The organism is Lysinibacillus sp. GW247-5R2A (assembly GCF_059424475.1).
Genome location: NZ_JBWKZL010000009.1, coordinates 203,575 through 223,814 on the forward strand (window position 1 = coordinate 203,575; position 20,240 = coordinate 223,814).

18 protein-coding genes are annotated in these 20,240 nt (G+C 36.7%); 12 read left to right on the forward strand and 6 right to left on the reverse strand.

Features of this window, described 5'->3' with window-relative positions; translation table 11 throughout:
* The first annotated feature begins 220 nt into the window (after positions 1-220).
* Positions 221-808 carry a peptidylprolyl isomerase gene (locus AC07YC_RS15355; RefSeq protein ID WP_494919828.1) on the forward strand — a complete coding sequence of 196 codons (588 nt, stop codon included), beginning with the start codon at positions 221-223 and terminating at the stop codon, positions 806-808.
* Between the two features lie 22 nt (positions 809-830).
* On the forward strand, positions 831-1,043 hold the full coding sequence (locus AC07YC_RS15360) for a hypothetical protein (RefSeq protein WP_008178137.1): 213 nt from the start codon (positions 831-833) through the stop codon (positions 1,041-1,043).
* A 40-nt stretch (positions 1,044-1,083) separates the two neighbouring features.
* Here AC07YC_RS15360 and AC07YC_RS15365 read toward each other — a convergent pair whose 3' ends face one another.
* Positions 1,084-2,505, reverse strand: a complete 1,422-nt coding sequence (locus AC07YC_RS15365; protein ID WP_494919829.1) for a hypothetical protein — start codon at positions 2,503-2,505, stop codon at positions 1,084-1,086.
* A gap of 110 nt (positions 2,506-2,615) precedes the next feature.
* Complete coding sequence (locus tag AC07YC_RS15370; protein ID WP_494919830.1) at positions 2,616-3,791, reverse strand: MalY/PatB family protein; 1,176 nt, start codon at positions 3,789-3,791, stop codon at positions 2,616-2,618.
* 72 nt (positions 3,792-3,863) lie between these two features.
* Here AC07YC_RS15370 and AC07YC_RS15375 point away from each other — a divergent pair, with 72 nt between their 5' ends.
* Positions 3,864-4,124 (forward strand): DUF1871 family protein, encoded by a 261-nt coding sequence (locus AC07YC_RS15375; protein ID WP_008178143.1) that lies wholly within the window; start codon positions 3,864-3,866, stop codon positions 4,122-4,124.
* 83 nt (positions 4,125-4,207) lie between these two features.
* Here the strand turns inward: AC07YC_RS15375 and AC07YC_RS15380 are convergent, their stop codons facing one another.
* Positions 4,208-5,548 (reverse strand): sodium-dependent transporter, encoded by a 1,341-nt coding sequence (locus AC07YC_RS15380; RefSeq protein WP_494919831.1) that lies wholly within the window; start codon positions 5,546-5,548, stop codon positions 4,208-4,210.
* Between the two features lie 222 nt (positions 5,549-5,770).
* On the opposite strand from AC07YC_RS15380, the gene AC07YC_RS15385 reads away from it, so the two are divergent.
* The 3 genes from AC07YC_RS15385 to yugI all read left to right on the forward strand — a co-directional run bounded on the left by AC07YC_RS15385 (position 5,771) and on the right by yugI (position 8,411).
* Positions 5,771-6,319, forward strand: a complete 549-nt coding sequence (locus tag AC07YC_RS15385) for an RNA polymerase sigma factor (protein ID WP_069482439.1) — start codon at positions 5,771-5,773, stop codon at positions 6,317-6,319.
* On the forward strand, positions 6,312-7,949 hold the full coding sequence (locus AC07YC_RS15390; RefSeq protein ID WP_494919832.1) for a hypothetical protein: 1,638 nt from the start codon (positions 6,312-6,314) through the stop codon (positions 7,947-7,949). Before AC07YC_RS15385 ends, AC07YC_RS15390 begins: the two co-directional genes overlap by 8 nt.
* 84 nt (positions 7,950-8,033) lie before the next feature.
* Entirely contained in the window at positions 8,034-8,411 is a 378-nt protein-coding gene (yugI, locus tag AC07YC_RS15395; RefSeq protein WP_008178152.1) for a S1 domain-containing post-transcriptional regulator GSP13, read from the forward strand.
* Between the two features lie 43 nt (positions 8,412-8,454).
* On the opposite strand, the gene AC07YC_RS15400 is transcribed toward yugI, so the two are convergent.
* The gene (locus tag AC07YC_RS15400; protein WP_008178156.1) at positions 8,455-9,762 is read right to left on the reverse strand and encodes a sigma-54-dependent Fis family transcriptional regulator; all 1,308 of its coding nucleotides are present in this window, start codon (positions 9,760-9,762) and stop codon (positions 8,455-8,457) included.
* Between the two features lie 145 nt (positions 9,763-9,907).
* On the opposite strand from AC07YC_RS15400, the gene pruA reads away from it, so the two are divergent.
* The 5 genes from pruA (at position 9,908) to AC07YC_RS15425 (ending at position 16,688) form a co-directional block, all read left to right on the forward strand.
* Positions 9,908-11,452: an L-glutamate gamma-semialdehyde dehydrogenase gene (gene pruA / locus AC07YC_RS15405; RefSeq protein WP_036119850.1), complete on the forward strand. Its 1,545-nt coding sequence runs from the start codon at positions 9,908-9,910 to the stop codon at positions 11,450-11,452.
* A gap of 243 nt (positions 11,453-11,695) precedes the next feature.
* Complete coding sequence (locus AC07YC_RS15410; protein WP_171366157.1) at positions 11,696-12,889, forward strand: ornithine--oxo-acid transaminase; 1,194 nt, start codon at positions 11,696-11,698, stop codon at positions 12,887-12,889.
* Between the two features lie 84 nt (positions 12,890-12,973).
* Complete coding sequence (locus tag AC07YC_RS15415; RefSeq protein WP_008178162.1) at positions 12,974-14,218, forward strand: Glu/Leu/Phe/Val family dehydrogenase; 1,245 nt, start codon at positions 12,974-12,976, stop codon at positions 14,216-14,218.
* Positions 14,219-14,437: 219 nt separating this feature from the next.
* On the forward strand, positions 14,438-15,601 hold the full coding sequence (locus tag AC07YC_RS15420) for an iron-containing alcohol dehydrogenase (protein WP_494919833.1): 1,164 nt from the start codon (positions 14,438-14,440) through the stop codon (positions 15,599-15,601).
* A 355-nt stretch (positions 15,602-15,956) separates the two neighbouring features.
* Positions 15,957-16,688 carry a hypothetical protein gene (locus tag AC07YC_RS15425; RefSeq protein WP_494919834.1) on the forward strand — a complete coding sequence of 244 codons (732 nt, stop codon included), beginning with the start codon at positions 15,957-15,959 and terminating at the stop codon, positions 16,686-16,688.
* A 98-nt stretch (positions 16,689-16,786) separates the two neighbouring features.
* On the opposite strand, the gene AC07YC_RS15430 is transcribed toward AC07YC_RS15425, so the two are convergent.
* A complete protein-coding gene (locus AC07YC_RS15430; RefSeq protein ID WP_336637356.1) occupies positions 16,787-17,770 on the reverse strand; it encodes a cation diffusion facilitator family transporter in 984 nt (327 codons plus the stop codon).
* Between the two features lie 13 nt (positions 17,771-17,783).
* On the reverse strand, positions 17,784-18,506 hold the full coding sequence (locus AC07YC_RS15435) for an MgtC/SapB family protein (RefSeq protein WP_008178169.1): 723 nt from the start codon (positions 18,504-18,506) through the stop codon (positions 17,784-17,786).
* A 659-nt stretch (positions 18,507-19,165) separates the two neighbouring features.
* On the opposite strand from AC07YC_RS15435, the gene AC07YC_RS15440 reads away from it, so the two are divergent.
* On the forward strand, positions 19,166-19,264 hold the full coding sequence (locus AC07YC_RS15440; RefSeq protein ID WP_220273102.1) for a putative holin-like toxin: 99 nt from the start codon (positions 19,166-19,168) through the stop codon (positions 19,262-19,264).
* Positions 19,265-20,240: the final 976 nt, after the last annotated feature.

Sequence of the window (20,240 nt, forward strand, 5' to 3'; positions counted from 1 at the left end):
CTATGAATCCTTCAACAGAATAACATATTTTGGATTGATTCCAAATACTCGGTCAGACCTATTTCCTTTGTTTGGAGAGAGGAAGTTAAAAGTGCATAAATCGTCAATACTTTGATGAAGAAAACCAATCGGAAGTATGTTAGACTAAAATGAGGTCAAGAAGGATGAATTGTCATCTTTTTCATTGAAACTGAAAATTATCATTAAAGGAGAGACTTCCATGTTTCCACAATTAACAACAGACGTACAAGCAGGCGAAGTGCTTGTAGAAATGAACACAACATTAGGGGCAGTTAAAATTAAATTGTTCCCAGAGTTTGCACCAAAAACTGTTGAAAACTTTTTGGGTCATGCTAAATCAGGTTATTATAACGGCATCATTTTCCACCGAGTTATTCAAGACTTTATGGTTCAAGGTGGGGACCCAACTGGAACAGGTATGGGCGGTGAATCGATTTGGGGAGATTCTTTTGAAGATGAATTCTCAGATAAATTGTTTAACCTACGCGGTGCGCTATCAATGGCTAATGCTGGTCCAAACACAAATGGTTCTCAATTCTTTATCGTTCAAATGAAACATCTTCCAAGCGATATGCTTCGTCAATTGCAAGGAGCAGGCTTCCCAGAGGAAATTATTGAAGCTTATGCAAAAAATGGCGGTACACCTTGGTTAGACCATAAACATACTGTATTCGGTCATGTTATAGAAGGAATGGATATTGTGGATAAAATTGCGGATGTAGAAAAAGATCCCCGTGATAAGCCATTAGAAGATGTGAAAATTGAGTCAATTACAGTCTTTGAATAATAATTATAAGGACGTGTAGAGCATGGAAAACTTAATGTATCAATTTTTATATTTCCCTGAAGATAAATCAGGATATATTCCAGCAGCATTTGAATTTTTAATCATGCTTATTTTGTGTGTAGTCGTGTTTACGCTTTTCCGTAAAATTTCTAAGAAACAGGAAATTAAATCAAAAGAAATTGAAGCACGTATACTAGCAGAAAAGAAAAGTACAAACAACCAACAAAATGTCTAATTAAAAAGAATCTGCCTCCAATGGAGACAGATTCTTTTATTTACATTTTTCTTTTAGAACGACGAACGATGTTTTGTAGTGTTTTGAAGGCATTGAAGCAAACGAGTACAATGGATAGGCCAATCCCGCTCATGGCGGTAATAAAGGCAACCCATTCGAACAGCGTATAGCTCCAAACACTATCTAAATCACTACTGTCCTTCCATTCTTCAATGACTAAATTCATGCCGTATATACCAGATATAACCGTAAATACAGTTAAAATAAATAGTAAATTATTACTTCGATTATCAGACTGATCTTCTAGTGTTCGATATAAACTGTTCAATGTCGCTTTTGTTTCTACATAATGTTCATTAATACGGAAATGCTTTCGTAGTATTTGAGAAATTTCCCGACCTTCAGTCCGAACAACGACTTCTTCGAAATAATAACGTGCAGAGAACTTTGTGATTAGTTCGATTAATTCATTGACAATTTGTTGATCTTTTCCCCACTTTATTTCACTGTATTCGTAGGATAGCTTTAAGAGCATCATTTTATAAAAATAATGAATGAACAAATTATAATAGTGAGTACCCATAAACTCCTGAATGCTATGTGAACAATGTTTAAATGGCTTATTTGTAAGTGTCATTTGTGCCTGCGCTGAAGAGATAATATAACTATTGGGTGCCCAGCGTGTATGGGCGTGTTCCTCTACATAGTTTGAAATATATGGAGAATTTGTGCTTGAAATAAAGGGTTTGCCATCAGGTGTTCTTCCATCTACTTGCCCTAATCGAAAAAGATGCTCAGGTAAAAGTTCTGCTTGTTCATCACATATTAAATAGGCTGAGGAAAACATTCGTTCATCTTCAAAAAAGGGCAATCCTTCATAGCTATGATCTTGACGGTGCTGTAAAAAAGGCTTTAGGAAGGGGATAAAATAGTTAAATAATAGCTCACTCGTAGAATCACAATGACCGAACGAGAAATGGTGACTTGCGCCCTTTTCCTCTCGCAATTTTGCCTCCAGCACTCTAAAGTAATGAATGAAATTTAAAATATCACTAATGTCATAAGGATTGTCTATGCTTGTTCGTACAGTGACGATGCCATTGCCGAAAGGGCATAGCGTTACATCGATGCTCATAAGCTCATAGTTTATACAATTTTCTTGATGGTGTAAGGCCCCTTGTGTATAAAATGCTTTTGAGAAACGAAGAAAGTCTGGGCTATCCATTTTGTTTGGGAATAATTTGTCTTCAAGAAAGGGATAAAAAAACTGGGCAAGCTCTTCATGTATGATTGTTATGTCTCCATAAAAGGCATTTTCAAGAGTAATATTGTTCAATTCAAAAAAAGAAAACCCTTCTTCTAAAAGGATATTACCAATCTTTTGCCGATCTTTTGTTTGGTAGGCGAAGGGAAACAAGAATGTCATATAGGCACGCTGAATTATTAAAGGAACTAAGTCCATTGAAAACACCCCTTTTTCCATCCGATTGTTAAGAAACTTTTCCACATATTAAGGAATTTAAACATCTAAAAAGAAGGAATCCTAAATAATCGGGATTCCTTCTCTTACTTTTATTGTTCAAACGCTTTTTTAAAGCGCTCTACGCCGTCTCGTACTGTTTCAAATGAACAAGCTACATTCATACGTAAGAAGCCTTGACCCTCTTCACCGTATTTTGTCCCTGGCTCTAACGCCAGTTTACCAATGTCTAATAGTCGGTTCATAATATCTTTTTCTTCAAGGTTAAGCTCTCTATAATCAATCCATATTAAATAAGTGGATTGTGGTTTAATGATGCGAATGCCTGGAATCTGCTCTAACTCTTCTTTGACATAATCCATATTTGCTGAAACATACGGCAGCAATTCATCTAGCCAAGAGGAGCCTTCCGTATACGCAGCCTGTAATGCTACAGAGGCGAAAGTATTTAATGAGCCTTGTCCACTTGCCATATTCACAGCTTCAAGCTGTAGACGTTTGTTCTTATCTGGCACAATCATATAGGAAACCTGAATACCTGCTAAATTAAATGTTTTAGTAGGAGCCATACACGTTACAATACGATTGATTTCATCGCCTGCTACTTTGGCAATAGGAATATGTTTTTCTCCATTTATCATTAAATCAGCATGAATTTCATCTGAAATAATAAGGACGTCGTATTGAGCACAGAGTCGTACAATTTCCTTTAAAGTAGCTTCATCCCATACATAACCGCCAGGATTGTGAGGATTGCATAATATGTAGGCTTTCACATTTTGAGCTAGTGCCTGTTCAAAAGCTTCAAAATCAACGATAAATTTGCCATCATTTTTTTCAACTAGTTGGCAGCTTACCACTTCGCGCCCATTGCTTTTTGGGATGTTAAAAAATGGTGGATAAACAGGTGTGGAAATAAGGACTTTATCTCCCGGATTAGTAAAGGCAACAATGCTATTTGCTAAGGCAGCTACAACACCATTACAGAATACGATGGAATCCTTATCAATTTGCCAATCATGACGAGTATTTTGCCAGTCCACGATTGACTGTATCGCTTCCTCACTAATAAAACTATAACCAAAAATAGTGCGTTCAGCATGTTCCTGCAATGCTTTTGAAACGGCTGTTGGTGCAGCAAAATCCATATCAGCTACCCACATTGGCAAGATATCGGACGCATCGTTTAGTCCATAAACCATTTTCATTGCGTCCCATTTTACGGAGTTTGTACAACGACGTTTGATAGTTTGATCAAAAATAGACAAGCAAATCACTCTTTTCTTTTTTATTTACTATGGTATCATACGATTATGATCAAAGGATAATAGGTGAGTATTTTGGAAAATGTAAAAATGAATCAAGCAGCTGTCCATCTGCTAGAGGAGTGGGATCCATTCCACTTAGGTCCAGACCATTATGATACGGAAACAGCAGATGTTGTAGCGGCATTGCAAGGAATCGATGATCCATCTACGCTTGCAAAAGTAATTCAAGAAACATATGAGCATTCGTTTGAGCAATGGATTCCTTTTGAGGATTGTGTAGCCATCTCTTACAAACTGATTGCTATTAAATTTGAAGCAAAATGTATTATTTAAAATATTTTGCATATTTCCTATAAAAAAAGGGGTTGTCCTACGACAACCTCTTTTTGCATTGACATGATAGAGGCTCTATATCCTTATTTAAATATTGGTAAAATACCTTGAATGAAAATAATTAATATAGCAATTGGGGACACATAGCGAATTAACATGTACCAAATTGTAAACATCCAATTAGATGCGGCTAGCTCTTTACGAGAAATATCTTTTGTATAATAATAACCTGCAAAAATTGATATGAGCAGAGCGCCAATAGGCATTCCGATATTGTTGGTCATAAAATCAACAAACTCAAAAATAGAACGGTCTAACATCTTCACATCTGATAGTATACCAAATGACAGCGCACTAGGAATACCAACAATAAAGATAATGATGCCACCAATCCAGGCAATTTTTTTTCTTTTTTCTGGTTTATCTCCAATTGCAATTGCCACGACAATTTCTAACATGGAAATGGAAGATGTAACTGTGGCAAATAGTAATAATATAAAGAAGAGGGTTAAGAATAGACCACCGAGAGGTAGCTGCTCGAAGACAGCTGGCAAAATAATAAATACGAGGCCAGGTCCTTGATCAGGTGTATAGCCAAGTGCGAATACTGCTGGGAAAATAACAAGACCAGCAAGTAAAGAGATGATGATGTTCATGGACGCAACATTGATTGCTGAGTTACCAATTTTCTCGGTTTTTGATAGATATGAAGCATAGGTAATCATCACAGCAATACCGACACTTAATGAGAAAAATGCTTGTCCTAATGCCATTAAAAATGTTTCGGCATTCAAGTACGACCAATCAGGCACAAACATAAATTTAATGCCTTCCAATGCACCATCTAATGTTAAAGAGCGTATGACTAATATAATGAAGAAAATAAATAAGAGCGGCATCATCCATGTGCTGGCTTTCTCAATGCCACCTTTAATGCCGGCTGATACAATGACTACTGTCAATAACATAAATAGCCCTTGCACAAGCACTGCTTCAAATGGGCTCGATATTATATGGCCAAATAAATCTGCGTAGTTAATGTTAGAACCTGCATTTGTTAGCTTAAACGTAAAGGCACGGCCCAAATAGCTTAAAATCCACCCACCTACAACACTATAGAAAGATAAGATAAGGCCCGCAACGACCATACCACCCCAACCAATTAAATACCATGGCTTTCCTGGCGCTTGTTCTTTAAAGGATGTGACAGCATCCTTTTGTCCACGACGGCCAATCATAAACTCTGCAATGAGTACTGGTAAGCCGATAAAGAATGTACATAAAATGAATAATAAAATAAAGACACTACCACCATTAGTACCAGCAATATAAGGGAATTTCCAAATGGCTCCTAGCCCTATAGCACTTCCGGCAGCAGCTAAAATAAACCCAATTTTAGTTGTAAATTGATCTCTCGATGACACAAAAATAAAGCCTCCTTGTACTAAAGTTTTATTTTACCGCAATATTCTCATAACACAAGCAAATATCTGAATATTGATTGGAGGGATATCTCCATTAAGAGCCGATTTATAGAGCGTGTGATGGCGTTTTAGTAAGGCTCCTTCTTTTAGAGTAAATAACATCCTTAATATGTAACAATTAGGGAGGTACTGTCGTTCCATAAACAAAAGGAGGGGATTGTCTTGGAGGAGGCTGAATTAATAGCGAGGGCACAGCAAGGAGACAAAGAAGCCTATATCGATCTTATACGCATTCATCAACAAACAGTTGAAAAGTTTGCCTTTCAGTGCGGCGTACATAGCAATGATTTAGCAGATGTTTCACAGGAGGTATTTGTTAAACTGTATCGCTTTTTACATCAATTTAAACAGGATCGATTTACGACGTGGCTTTATAAAATTACATTGAATGCTACACGTGATTATTATCGTAAGGAACAGAGAGAGCTGGCAAAAGAGGACAAGCTTAATGCACAAAGGCAAACCATTTTCCTCTCTGCTGAAGACGATGTTCTATTATTTGAAGAAGATAAACTCTTACACAATGCTATTCAAGCCTTAGATGAAAAATATCGGTACCCTATCGTACTGTATTATTTCCACGAGCTAAAATATGAAGAAATCGCAGAGGTTTTAAATATTTCTTTATCAACGGTTAAGGTACGGTTATTACGTGCGAAAGAAAAGTTGAAGGCAGCATTAATGCAAGAGGGGAGTGTTGAAAATGGATGATCAACAATTTAATCAACGTATGGCACTACTGAAAAAATCCTATGAGCGAATGGAATCAAAGCTAGAGCCACAGCATGTTCTTCAGCAAATTGCAAATGAGGATGCCAAAAGGGAATTTCAAGAAATTAACAAAACAGTTCCAAAGCCTTCAACAAAATGGCAAAAGCCTGCTGTTTGGATTGCGAGCATCGCCAGTGTGTTATTAGTTGGAATTTTAATGTCGTCATATATGTTCCATCCATCCACATCCGTGCATTCAAATGAAGAAAAGATAGAGAGTAGCTATGAAGAATGGTTCTCAAGCTTACAAAAAAGGTATCAGGAAAAACGTGAAAAAACACGCCAGGAGCTCGATATACCCGAACAAGACTTTAGGAAACTATCGTTTATTGCAATCGCTGATAATAAATACAATGATAAGGCTAGAAATAAAAAAATAGTTGTTAATAGAATGATGGATAATCCAAAATATTTAGCGGAGTTGGAGCAAGAAATACTAGATAATTTGCAAACACCTCGGGAGTTAATAGAGCAAATCAACACATTTGAAAGCTCTATGTCATATGAAGAATCTCGATATTTTTTTAGCAATTATTTTTATTCAACGAAAGATGTTTTGCAATATTATACTAATCAACTTTCTCCTTATAGTAGCGCACTATCACAAAAAGAGAGAAATTATCCCAAAGAACTAAAACAATTAATCGCTACAGCTAAAAAACAGTATTTTGAGTTGTCTCATGATGGGAATACCTTTAGCTTTAGAGCAGATCCCATTTTTCAGAAAAATGCACCAGCATATGCGGATCGTCTTCACTCTGACATATTAGGTCTGTTTAAATATTGGGCTACTGGCTCATTATTGGAAGGTGAAAATTTACGGTTTTCTACAGAAGAAACTGCTCGAATTTTAAAATTATATGAAAGAACATTAATATCGGATCTATCAATAGGAGGACTTGATTTCCTATTACGGGATTTAAAGAAAGAGTTCGAAAATACGTGGCTTTTACTTCTAAAAGGTATGGATGGCATGAGTAGATATTCGCCCGAACATATGGAGTTTTTAAATGCCGCTGCAAATGGAAAGTATGGAGAATCGATGCGCGTAACTGCACAATTTATCCATGAAGAATTTAAAGAAAAAGGAACATCCAAAACAATTGATAATCTTACAAAACATGATATTGGAATGGAGCTTTCATATTTGAGTAATGAAGTCTATATCGAATCAACAGATGGTTCGACGAGCTTACAAATTGATTACCGTTGGATTATCCAAACTGAAGGTTTATACAATGCTTATATATCAAGCAAAGATGATACCATCCTAGATTCATTAAATCCAATGAATGTCGTTAGCTTATTCTTATATGCACAAGGAAAAGGCGATCAAGAAACCATTAAACAGTTAGTTTCTCAAGATGTAGATGTGAATAAAGTGGTTCAATATGATGGTATGGAACATTTTACAGTTCTTTATGCAACTGATACATCCCAAACAACGATAAAAGTAGACGTGAAATCAGAATCAATTCATATGGTTGGCCAACGTTTAACCTTCCAATTAGGTACAGCGACAATAGGAAAAGGTGAAAAACGTTGCATCATTACAGCCATTTCTGAGTAAGGAGATTTTTTGCCCCGATTTTACACGTATGTTATAATTTAACCGATATATACGTAGCAAACCAAAAGAAAGTGGGCAAAGGTTATGGTAAAAAAATATGAATTAGGAGACGTGTTGACCGGAAAAGTTACAGGTATTCAACCATACGGTGCATTTGTTGCATTAGATGACAATACGCAAGGCCTTGTGCATATTTCGGAAATCACATACGGCTTTGTGAAGGATGTTAGTGAATTTTTAGCTGTTGGGCAAGAAGTAGAGGTCAAGATACTTGAAATCGATGAAGAGGCCGAAAAAATTAGTTTATCGATGAGAGCGCTACAGGAACGCCCGGCAACAGTTAGAAAAAAAGAAGCACCACCACGCAAATCATTGCAGGACCGTGTAGATGAATCGGATGCGAATGGTTTTAATTCCTTAAAAGATAAATTACAGGACTGGATTGAACAATCTGGACAATAAAAAACGAGGATACTTTCAACGTGAAGGTATCCTTGTTTTTATGTTATTGCTTTTTTATTTTTCGGATTCGGTATTGAAGGTTTTGTCTACTCATTCCAAGTGCATTCGCGGCTTTTGTAATATTGCCCTCATATAAATTTAAGACATTTTGCACATAATATGATTCGGCTTCGCGCAAATAAGCATCTAATGGCATGACATCATGATTTTGATGGAACATAAAGAATTCAGGTTCACGATTGTTGGTATCTTGCTGCTGTACCTTGAAGCGGAAATGCAGCGGCAATAAATCTGAGGTTACCGTAGACTCTATCGTCATAAATGAAACAATTTCATCCAATAGTAACTCGAGTTCCTTTAAATTGCCAGGCCAATCATATTGTAAGAATAATTCCTGTACATCTGGTGCTAGCTCTGTAACCTGTGAAGCAAATCGTTCTCGGTGTCGGCTAAAATAATCATCCACAAATGGGAGAATATCTTCTTTTCGATCAGTTAAATGGGGAATAGTAATAGCCATCGTTGCAAAGAAATAATAAAGTGATTTGGACAGCTTTTTTTCAGCAATTAATGTAATCGGGTCGCTACCTACACTGCCAATTAACATGTACTTGGACTGCGGTAGGGACTGGAGTATATCTAATAATTGCTCTTGAATGTCTAAGCTCAAAAAATCAATGCGCTCAAAGAAAAAGGTATAGTCTTTATCTTCTTCTAAAAGCTGATTTAATTTATCAAGCACTGATTGAGCGGAACGACGACTAACGAGTGTCATAAAGGCTTCAGGATCTGGTGAAGCAGCGTGGTGAATACCTTCAGCCACTAAATCCTTGCCTGTCCCAGATTCCCCAATTAATAATACTGGTAATTTTACAGCCGCTGCTTTTTTAGCATTTTCGATGACTTGCTTCATTGCTTCAGATTCAGCTTTTATCATGTCGAACGTCAAAGGCTCATCATAACGACGAAGGGGTTGATAAACAAGCTTTTCTAATGATGTAATATCACGCGCAAATTCTATTGCCCCAATCAGTTTTCCATCTACAATAAGTGGAAAAGTATCATTAATGGTTGTAATTTCATGGCCATTTTTATTCCAATAGGATTGTTTGACATTAATTTCTTTCTTTCCAGTTTGTAATACACGCATTAAGGTACTTTCGTGCTGACGGAAGGAAAACATTTCAATAATCGAACGATCCGCTAGCTCATCAAAATGGAATCCTTCAATTTCTTTCATTTTTGTATTATAAATAATCGTCTTGCCAGATAGGTCTACTGCATGAATACCAACGGATACATTTGTTGCAATAAACTCATAAAAAGGTAGTAAAGGTTCAGAATTTTTCATAAAAATGTGCACCTCAAAAATTTTTTACTTGAAATATGCAACGAAATTTTGCATTATAATAAGTGTAAGAATATTTTATACGCAAAGATATTTTGCGTCAATGTTTTTTGCATACCCATATATATATCACAAGGGAGGATTAAGTATGATTCCATACAAACACGAACCATTCACAGATTTTTCACAAGAGGCAAACTACAATGCTTATGTAGAGGCTTTAAATAAAGTTGAAGGTTACTTAGGGCAAGACTACCCACTTATTATCGGTGGTGAGCGTATTACAACTGAAGATAAAATCGTTTCGTACAATCCTGCAAAGAAAACAGAAGTTATTGGCCGTGTTTCAAAAGCGAGCAAAGATTTAGCTGAAAAAGCTATGCAAGCAGCAGATGAAACATTCAAAACTTGGAAAAAAGTTGATCCAGCTATTCGTGCTGATGTTCTTTTCAAAGCAGCCGCTATTATTCGTCGTCGTAAACACGAATTCTCAGCATTATTAACAAAAGAAGCAGGGAAGCCATGGGCAGAGGCTGATGCAGATACAGCAGAAGCAATCGACTTCTTAGAATACTATGGTCGCCAAATGCTACGTATTAAAAACGGCCAACCAGTAGAAAGCCGTCCAGGTGAATACAACCGTTATGACTATATTCCACTAGGAATTGGTATCGTCATCTCACCTTGGAACTTCCCATTTGCGATCATGGCTGGTACAACAGTAGCTGCTTTAGTAACAGGTAATACAGTATTACTAAAACCAGCTTCTACAACACCAGTAGTGGCGTATAAATTTATCGAAGTATTAGAAGAAGCAGGTCTTCCAGCAGGAGCTGTTAACTTTGTACCAGGTTCTGGTGCTGAAGTGGGCGACTATTTAGTTGATCACCCAAAAACTCGTTTCATCAGCTTCACAGGTTCACGTGATGTTGGCTTACGTATTAACCAACGTGCCTCTGTCCTAAATGATGGTCAAATTTGGATCAAACGCGTAATCGCTGAAATGGGCGGTAAAGATACAATCGTTGTCGATAAAGAAGCAGATCTTGAATTAGCTGCACAATCGATTGTGAAATCAGCATTTGGTTTCTCTGGTCAAAAATGTTCAGCATGTTCTCGTGCTGTCATCGTAGAAGATGTGTATGACCAAGTGGTGAACCGTGTAGAAGAGTTAACAAACGCTTTAACAGTTGGAGATCCAACAGATTTCAGCAACTTCATGGCAACGGTTATTGACCAAGCAGCATTCAATAAAATTACGGAATACATCGAAATCGGTAAAGGCGAAGGTCGTTTAGTAGCTGGTGGTACAGCGGACGATTCAGTAGGTTACTTCGTACAACCAACCGTATTCGCTGACGTAGAGCCTTCTGCACGTATTATGAAAGAAGAAATCTTCGGACCAGTAGTAGCGATCGCAAAAGCAAAAGATTTCGATCAAGCGATTGAAATTGCTAACGATACAGAATACGGTTTAACAGGTGCTGTCATTACGACAAACCGCGTGAACCTAGAAAAAGCACGTGAAGAATTCCATGTTGGAAACCTTTACTTCAACCGTGGCTGTACAGGTGCGATTGTTGGCTACCAACCATTCGGTGGTTTCAACATGTCAGGTACAGACTCAAAAGCTGGTGGCCCAGACTACCTACAACTTCACATGCAAGCAAAAACAACTTCAGAAATGCTTTAATTTTACATTGACGTTAGGGCTATTTTAATAAGTAGTAATTGAAGCATTGTGACAGAATTTGTGGAACTTCTCCAAGTAATACGACCGTTGACTAATACCGTAGCCAATTATGTAGTTTACTTGGGGAGAGTTTGCAAATTGATCGATTGTTGTTGCTAAATTCTTAATTATTCTACTTACAGAAATACATAGTCCTTTCTTGCATCGATTTTTTATCATCATTTAGTAAGGAGAGAATAGAATATGACAAAAACTCAACAAGTTATTGAACAAACACAAAATTATGGTGCAGCAAACTATCATCCACTGCCAATCGTAATTTCAGAGGCTGAGGGTGCTTGGGTTAAAGATCCAGAGGGTAACAAATATTTAGATATGTTATCAGCTTATTCAGCTGTAAACCAAGGACACCGTCACCCAAAAATTATCGCTGCTTTAAAAGAGCAAGCTGATAAAGTAACATTGACTTCACGTGCATTTTACAGTGAAAACCTTGGTGAATGGTATGAGCTAGTAGGAAAGTTAACAAATAAAGAAATGGTATTACCAATGAATACTGGTGCTGAAGCAGTAGAGACTGCATTTAAAGCAGCTCGTCGTTGGGCATATGATGTAAAAGGCGTAGAACAAGGCAAGGCAGAAGTGATTGCATGTAATGGTAACTTCCATGGTCGTACAATGCTTGCTGTATCTCTTTCTTCTGATGAGGAATACCGTCGTGGATTCGGTCCAATGTTACCAAACGTTAAATTAGTAGACTACGGTAATCTTGAAGCATTAAAAGCAGCTATTACACCAAACACAGCAGCATTCTTAATTGAACCAATTCAAGGTGAAGCTGGTATTGTTATCCCAACAGAGGGCTTCTTAAAAGCAGCTCGCGAACTTTGCCGTGAAAACAACGTATTATTCATTGCTGACGAAATCCAAGCAGGTTTAGCACGTACTGGTAAAATGTTTGCTTGTGATTGGGAAGAAGTAGAACCAGATATGTACATCTTAGGTAAAGCATTAGGTGGCGGTGTATTCCCAATTTCTTGTGTAGCTGCAAACCGTAATATTCTAGGTGTATTCAACCCAGGCTCACACGGATCAACTTTCGGAGGAAATCCTTTAGCTTGTGCAGTTTCAATTGCATCTATTAAAGTATTATTAGATGAAAAATTAGCTGAACGTTCACATGAACTTGGTGAATACTTCAAAGGTAAGTTAAGAGAAATTAATAACCCAGTTATTAAAGAGGTACGTGGTCGTGGTTTATTTATTGGTATGGAATTAACAGAAGCAGCTCGTCCATACTGTGAAAAACTAAAAGAATTAGGTTTATTATGTAAAGAAACACATGATACAGTTATTCGTTTTGCTCCACCACTTGTTATTTCACAAGAGGATTTAGATTGGTCAATCGAACAAATTGAAAAAGTATTTAATCTTTAACAAAATGTTCACATTTTAATTCGGAAGTATGTTACAATGATGCCGATATACTATCATTAAATAAAACAAAGAGGCGATTTAATAATGTCTGAAAACTTAAATCTTTTCACATCAACACAAGATGTCATTCAAGATGCTCTAAACAAACTTGGCTATGATGAAGCAATGTATGAATTACTAAAGGAACCGCTTCGCATGCTACAAGTACGTATCCCAGTGAAAATGGATGATGGTACAACAAAAGTATTTACTGGTTACCGTGCACAACATAACGATGCTGTAGGACCAACTAAAGGTGGGGTTCGTTTCCACCCACAAGTGTCTGAGGAGGAAGTTAAAGCGCTTTCAATGTGGATGACATTGAAATGTGGTATTGTCGATCTACCATATGGTGGTGGTAAAGGCGGTGTCATCTGTGATCCTCGTCAAATGTCTATGGGCGAAATCGAGCGCTTAAGCCGTGGTTATGTACGTGCTGTAAGTCAAATCGTAGGGCCAACAAAAGATATTCCTGCGCCAGACGTATTTACAAATGCACAAATTATGGCATGGATGATGGATGAATATAGCCGTATGGATGAATTCAACTCTCCAGGCTTTATCACAGGTAAGCCACTAGTTCTTGGTGGTTCACAAGGTCGCGACCGTGCGACTGCACAAGGTGTTACAATTGTAATCGAAGAAGCAGCGAAAAAACGCGGTATTGATATTAAAGGCGCGCGCATTGTTATTCAAGGATTTGGTAACGCAGGTAGCTTCCTTGCGAAATTTATGCATGATTTAGGTGCAAAGGTAATCGGTATTTCGGATGCTTATGGTGCACTTCATGATCCAGAAGGTTTAGATATCGACTACTTATTAGATCGTCGTGATAGCTTTGGTACTGTAACAACATTATTTGAAAACACGATTTCAAATAAAGAATTATTAGAACTTGATTGTGATATTTTAGTACCCGCTGCGATTGAGAACCAAATTACTGCTGACAATGCACACAATATTAAAGCTAATATCGTAGTAGAAGCAGCAAATGGTCCAACAACTGCTGAAGCAACTAAAATTTTGACAGAACGTGGCATTTTACTTGTACCAGACGTATTAGCATCTGCTGGTGGAGTTACAGTTTCTTACTTTGAATGGGTACAAAATAACCAAGGTTATTATTGGACAGAAGAAGAAGTTGAAGAACGTCTATACAAAAAAATGGTTGAAGCATTTGATAATGTTTATACAACAGCTACAACACGTAACATTAACATGCGCTTAGCAGCTTATATGGTTGGTGTTCGCCGCACTGCAGAAGCTTCACGCTTCCGCGGATGGGTTTAAGAATAAGTTCAATTTACAACGAGTTTCTCCTATTTTAATGGGAGGACTCGTTTTTTTTCGTCTCTTTACAAATTTGAAGAAATGTTTGAATGCATTCCCCTTATAAAACCCCTTAATTAATCGTCCAAACGGAATCTAATTAAACAGTTATGCCGAACGTTTATCTTTGCTTTCTTGAACAGAAATATGAGAAAATCCAACTAGAAAGGGGCGAATTAAATGGATTCATTTACATTTTTTAACCCAGTGAAACTTCATTTTGGTGAAGATGCACTGGAAAAGTTACCGAAGGAATTAGAGCAGTATGGAAAAAAAGTATTGGTTGTATATGGTGGCGGTAGCATTAAGACGAATGGTGTCTACGACGCTGTTATTGACAAATTACAGCAAGCAGATAAAACAATTTTTGAATTAAGCGGTGTAGAACCTAATCCGCGTGTGGAAACAGCTAGACGTGGTATTGAAATTTGTAAAACAGAGGGAATTGACTTAGTTCTTGCAGTTGGTGGCGGTTCTGTTATTGATTGCTCCAAACTAATTGTTGCTGGTGCAAAATATGATGGGGATGCTTGGGAGATCGTTAAACGCAAGGTATTTGTAGAACAAGCTTTACCATTAGGAACTGTCTTAACCTTGGCCGCTACAGGCTCTGAAATGAACTCTGGGTCAGTTATTACTAATGCTGCTACAGAAGAAAAATTAGGCTGGGGTAGCCCTGCTGCATTCCCGAAATTCTCAATCTTAAATCCTGCGTATACGGTGTCTGTACCTAAAAATCATACGGTTTATGGAATCGTTGATATGATGTCACATGTATTCGAACAGTATTTCCATAATACAACGAATACACCAATCACTGATGAAATGTGTGAAGGTGTATTACGTACGGTTATTACGACAGCACCTCAATTATTAGAGGATCTAGAGAATACAAAGTTACGTGAAACAATTCTATTAGCAGGGACAATTGGATTAAATGGATTCTTATCAATCGGATCTCGTGGGGATTGGGCATCTCATAATATTGAGCATGCTGTATCGGCAGTATATGATATTCCACATGCAGGTGGTTTAGCTATTCTTCAGCCTCATTGGATGCGTTTAAGTGTATCAGTGAATCCTGAGCGCTTTGCGGGTATAGCAACACGAGTATTCGGGGTGGATGTAACAGACAAAACGGTAGAAGAGGTTGCTTATGAAGGGATCGATCGCTTATCAGCATTTTGGTCATCATTAGGGGCACCAAATCGTTTAGCCGATTATAATATTGATGATTCGAAATTCCAGCAGATTGTAGAGCATGCAATGCAAAATGGTCCATTTGGAAACTTCCATCAGTTACAAGAAAAAGATGTACGTACTATCTTACAAAATTCCCTTTAAAATAATGATTGCGTGTGAGGCTATGTAGTTAGCCTCACACTTTTTTATTGAAGGTTAAGAAAAATTAACGAATCTTGTTGAATTTTGTCGTAGAAGTTTCTTAAGACCTACAATATAATGAAATAGTTAGATAATCAAAGGGGTGTAATGGTTAATTTTATTAAAAGAAGTGAAAAAAGTCATGGTTTTAATCGAAATATTTAACTTAAATTGGATATTTTAATAGATATTAGACTTTGTGATTGTTAGACAATGATGGTATTTATCGCAATAGCTCCATTCATGTAGAGTTGTTCAGAAACTGTTTAGCCACCTTTATTAAAATAATGACTTAAACAAAGAGGAGAGGGATCGAATGTTGAAGCAATTGCTTAAGGATCGTGTGGTTACATTAAGTTGTAAAGAGATACCATTTCAGCAGCATGTTTATAAAATACAAAATTGTGTAGAAGTTTTGGGGCTTGAAACAAAATCGATACAAATTGAAAATGATAACATTGTTACGGGTTACATGGTTGATCAAAGTATTTTCTTTAAGAGTTTACGTTTTGGGCAAACGAACATTACTTTTTCGAATGGTGTAAATAAGGCAAGTGGACATTTATTTGTCCGTCCTTCTGGGGAAATTGTGATAGAGGTAAAACCATATTTAGGAGATGCTGAAATTGTTCCGGTTTATTTTCTAACAATATTAGCAGATACAGTTATCGCAATTGATTTAAAAGGTGCTTTAAAGCATTATTTGGTAGCCCATCAATTCATGAATCGTGAAGATTCAATTTCTGAAGTACATTACCGATCCATGCATCCTAACGTATTAAAAGATTCTTTTGCTGGTCATTTTGTTTTAGGCTGTCATGTGGATGGTAGAGATATTCTAAATGCCCAAGAGTATGCTTTAGCCAATCGACAAGCTACTTTAACGTTTTCAGAAATAGTCATTCAACAAAATGGTACTAAAAAGACAGTTGTTAGTAATCAATTCCTAACATTTATGATAACCAATCAAGTCTTTGTAAGCTACGAGTCCATCCCTGATAATCTAAGGGAAACAAATTTTGATCGAGAACAATTAATATCAGTTTAACAAAAGCCAACTGCCTGAAACTGAACTGACCCAAAAAGTTAGACAACAATCTAACTTTTACTGGGCAGTTCAAAACAAGGCAGTTGGCTTATTAGCTTCTATAATTCGTGATTAGGTTTGTCGCCAAGATGTATCCAGGTAGCTTTTCCGTCATCTTCATCAAATAAAATGGCGACCTTCGATACACCTTTCTGACTTAAAATAACTTCTGTCAAATGATCCCGAACATCATCTAAAAAAGCTAAGGATAGTTTAGGGTCAGCTTCTGCCACTAACTCAACATGTAAAAATTCCCCTTCTTTAATGACTTCAAGACGTACAATATCTTTAATATTTGGATCATCCATCACAAGATGGGCGATATGATTTAACATTTCTTCATCCGTCTCACCGATTACACCCCGAGCATTGTCTAAGAATACTTTACCAACAACATAAAACATCATGGCCCCAATAATCATGGAAACAAGACCTTCTATTCTAGTCCAACCTGTAAAATGAGCGATAACAATAGCAATAAAGGCTAAAATATTTCCGCTTGTAGCGACTAAATCTTCCATAAATACTAATTTAGTCGCAGGCTTGGCACGGTTTAAATAATTGAAGGCTTTTGGGATGGATGTCATACCTGCTTTTTCCTGCCCAGCTTCATGTAATACTTCTACTGCTGCTTTAGCAAGTACTGTACCCTCTAAAACAATACCTATAAATAAAACTCCAAGTGCGATGAGTACCCCACTTGATTCACCAGTAGGGTGGATAAAATGATGCCATCCTTCTTTGATTGTTTCATAGGAAAGAATTGCTACAATAATAACTGCAAATAAGCATACCAAATTGACAATACGACCGAAGCCACTAGGGAATTTCTTTGTAGGTGCTTTTTTCGATAGAGCGGAGCCTATATACACGAACAATTGGTTAGCTGCATCTCCAAGTGAATGCATCATTTCTGCGAACATAGCCACATTACCTGTTAAGAAAAAGGCAATGCCTTTAATAATACCTAAAAAGGTATTGACACAAGCTGCCATCAGGGAAGGTTTATTACCATCCTTTAGTAGTTTAAATAATTCTGCCATAAAAATCCTCCAACTAGTTTAAAATTTCCATTTCGATTTTTTCAATATATGATAATGTTCTTAATGAACGGTAAAACGACAGTAAATTATCAGAAACAATTAAGGACAAACGTAAATCCAACTCATGTAAAACATTATCATTTTTTAAAGGTACATCTTTAATACGGATGTTTTCGATGATGATATTGTTGTTCTTAAGGAATAATAGAAAGGATTCCGTATGCTTGTCATCATCAATTTGAACCTTTAGTAAAATCTCTCTCATGCGAATACGTTTTGGTCCAATTTTCATTAGGAAAGGTGAGAGAATTTCAATTCCGAAAACGATGATAATGACAGCTAACGTTGCATCCATATAAAAACCAGCGCCTACAGCGATTCCGATGCCGGCAGCTCCCCATATCATGGCTGCAGTCGTTAAACCAGAGATGCTATCATTGCCACGTCTTAAAATGACACCTGCTCCTAAAAATCCAATCCCACTGACAATTTGGGCTGCTAAGCGAAGGGGATCCATTGTAATATTTATATCTTCTCTAGAAGGGGTGGAGTAAGCTGTTTCAATGGAAATAATGGTTAGCAAACAGCTGAATGTTGCTATGACCAAACTTGTCTTTAATCCAACTGGTTTCTTCTTTAATTCCCTTTCAATTCCGATGACTAAACTTAATGTGGCTGCTAAAACTAATTTTATGCCAACTTCATATGTAATCATATTTTCCAATAATGTTCCCATACACGACCCTCCATAGATATTTCGCATTGCTAAGAGATATGCAACCAGTCATTATTATATGTGTATTACTTTTTTGTATTGTACAACATGGAAGTAAGGAAATATATGTGTTTTATTTTATAGGGATCTAAAATTCATCTATACATCCCTTTCATAATTAATATCACTTTGGCTCTAGGTCGGTTATTTATGTAAAACAAGCATCTATGTAAGCGAATAGCATAGTATTTACCCGTATGCTCTTTTCTAATTTGATGATGGCGACGCTGTTTTTAGTGGAATGGACAAAGTGTTATTGATAGTAGGGAATGAGACTAGAGCTCTTCTCTACTAATAGGGAGAAATAAAAGATTAATGATAAGGAAAGTTTTTATTCGCATTTTCAATAAAGAATGCTGAGCGGATTCGGAACCCTAATTGAGGCTCCAGGCCTAGATCATGCTAAAAATGTAAAGGGGAGATGAAGCAAACGGCGAGCTTGTAACAAGAATTGACGAGAGGTTATGACCAGATTTATATCCTAATTAAATTTCCAAAAACTATATTTCATTCACATAAAATGGTATAATAAAGGGGTAACTAGATAGAGGTTTCATGGGCGGTAAGCATACATTCTTCACCCGTTCTTCAGGTTTCTGGAGGGGAAGGAGGTGTTGCTAATGACAACTTACGAGGCAATGTCCTTAATGATCAGTTTTAGTGGATTGATTGTTTCGGTAATTGTTCTGTCATTTACTTTTTCTCAGAAAAAAAAGTAAACCGCCCCTGCCCTCCAAGCATGTGAGTGGTTTACTCCTTCATTATGCAAATCGCCTTTGAAGCGATTCGTCTGTTACATGACCATTTGGTGGTGACACACCAAGTGGTCCTTTTTTTATATCCATCTTCATGAAAAATTATAACATGCATTGTTAAATTACTCAAATTAATTGGAAAGAGTACAACTCTAAATTTATATAGGATACAGGGCATGCGAGAAGCACTTAGGATAACATTGGACGTATGCTTTCTATATATAGATATTCCAAAATCCAGATTGAAGATAACGATAGAAGATTCGTTCAATCAACATGTTCATTTGAAGTTTCGTCAGAATGAGTGTTGAGAAAAATGGGATGCACTCACTTGCTCCATCTTATTATATAATAGGACGGAGTATACGTATGCGATGAGCGTTGGATAATGACTGATGATGTTGATAGTACCATCATTTATTTGATCTATAATGTAAAGAAGATCAAGTGGACCTTATAAGGGATGGGGTTGGTTTTTCTTAATAGTGTTAGTATCTAATTTATTTGGCCATACTTTGTTTACTTGTTTTTTTGACAATGGCTGAACCATATTAGTACTGCTATTTGTTGTTTTAGAAGGGAGCGCTCTATTGTTTGTTATTAATATAAAAAAAGATTTTTAACTTTTTTTTAAAAAATGCTTGATTTTTAAAATGCTATATTATATGTTATTACTTGTCCTTAACAAGACGAAACACTTTGAAAATAAAAAATAAAAAAGTTGTTGACTTCTTGTTATAAACGAGTTATCATAATGAAGTCGCTGAAAACGACTGAGATAATAATGAACCTTGAAAACTGAACAAGCAAAACGTAATCAATAAAGTTTTAAGTAACTAGCCTAGCTAGTGAATGAAACTAAATTTGGACATCAAAATTGATGCCAGCAAAACAATTTGAGCTAATCAAATTTCTTTTATGGAGAGTTTGATCCTGGCTC

What these genes read in the sequence shown, in the direction of transcription:
- AC07YC_RS15420 (WP_494919833.1), top strand. Translation starts at nt 14,438, where the DNA reads ATGGATTCATTTACATTTTTTAACCCAGTGAAACTTCATTTTGGTGAA.
- AC07YC_RS15435 (WP_008178169.1), bottom strand. Translation starts at nt 18,506, where the DNA reads ATGGGAACATTATTGGAAAATATGATTACATATGAAGTTGGCATAAAA.
- AC07YC_RS15360 (WP_008178137.1), top strand. Translation starts at nt 831, where the DNA reads ATGGAAAACTTAATGTATCAATTTTTATATTTCCCTGAAGATAAATCA.
- pruA (WP_036119850.1), top strand. Translation starts at nt 9,908, where the DNA reads ATGATTCCATACAAACACGAACCATTCACAGATTTTTCACAAGAGGCA.
- AC07YC_RS15440 (WP_220273102.1), top strand. Translation starts at nt 19,166, where the DNA reads ATGACAACTTACGAGGCAATGTCCTTAATGATCAGTTTTAGTGGATTG.
- AC07YC_RS15400 (WP_008178156.1), bottom strand. Translation starts at nt 9,762, where the DNA reads ATGAAAAATTCTGAACCTTTACTACCTTTTTATGAGTTTATTGCAACA.
- AC07YC_RS15415 (WP_008178162.1), top strand. Translation starts at nt 12,974, where the DNA reads ATGTCTGAAAACTTAAATCTTTTCACATCAACACAAGATGTCATTCAA.
- AC07YC_RS15430 (WP_336637356.1), bottom strand. Translation starts at nt 17,770, where the DNA reads ATGGCAGAATTATTTAAACTACTAAAGGATGGTAATAAACCTTCCCTG.
- yugI (WP_008178152.1), top strand. Translation starts at nt 8,034, where the DNA reads ATGGTAAAAAAATATGAATTAGGAGACGTGTTGACCGGAAAAGTTACA.
- AC07YC_RS15410 (WP_171366157.1), top strand. Translation starts at nt 11,696, where the DNA reads ATGACAAAAACTCAACAAGTTATTGAACAAACACAAAATTATGGTGCA.
- AC07YC_RS15425 (WP_494919834.1), top strand. Translation starts at nt 15,957, where the DNA reads ATGTTGAAGCAATTGCTTAAGGATCGTGTGGTTACATTAAGTTGTAAA.
- AC07YC_RS15390 (WP_494919832.1), top strand. Translation starts at nt 6,312, where the DNA reads ATGGATGATCAACAATTTAATCAACGTATGGCACTACTGAAAAAATCC.
- AC07YC_RS15365 (WP_494919829.1), bottom strand. Translation starts at nt 2,505, where the DNA reads ATGGACTTAGTTCCTTTAATAATTCAGCGTGCCTATATGACATTCTTG.
- AC07YC_RS15355 (WP_494919828.1), top strand. Translation starts at nt 221, where the DNA reads ATGTTTCCACAATTAACAACAGACGTACAAGCAGGCGAAGTGCTTGTA.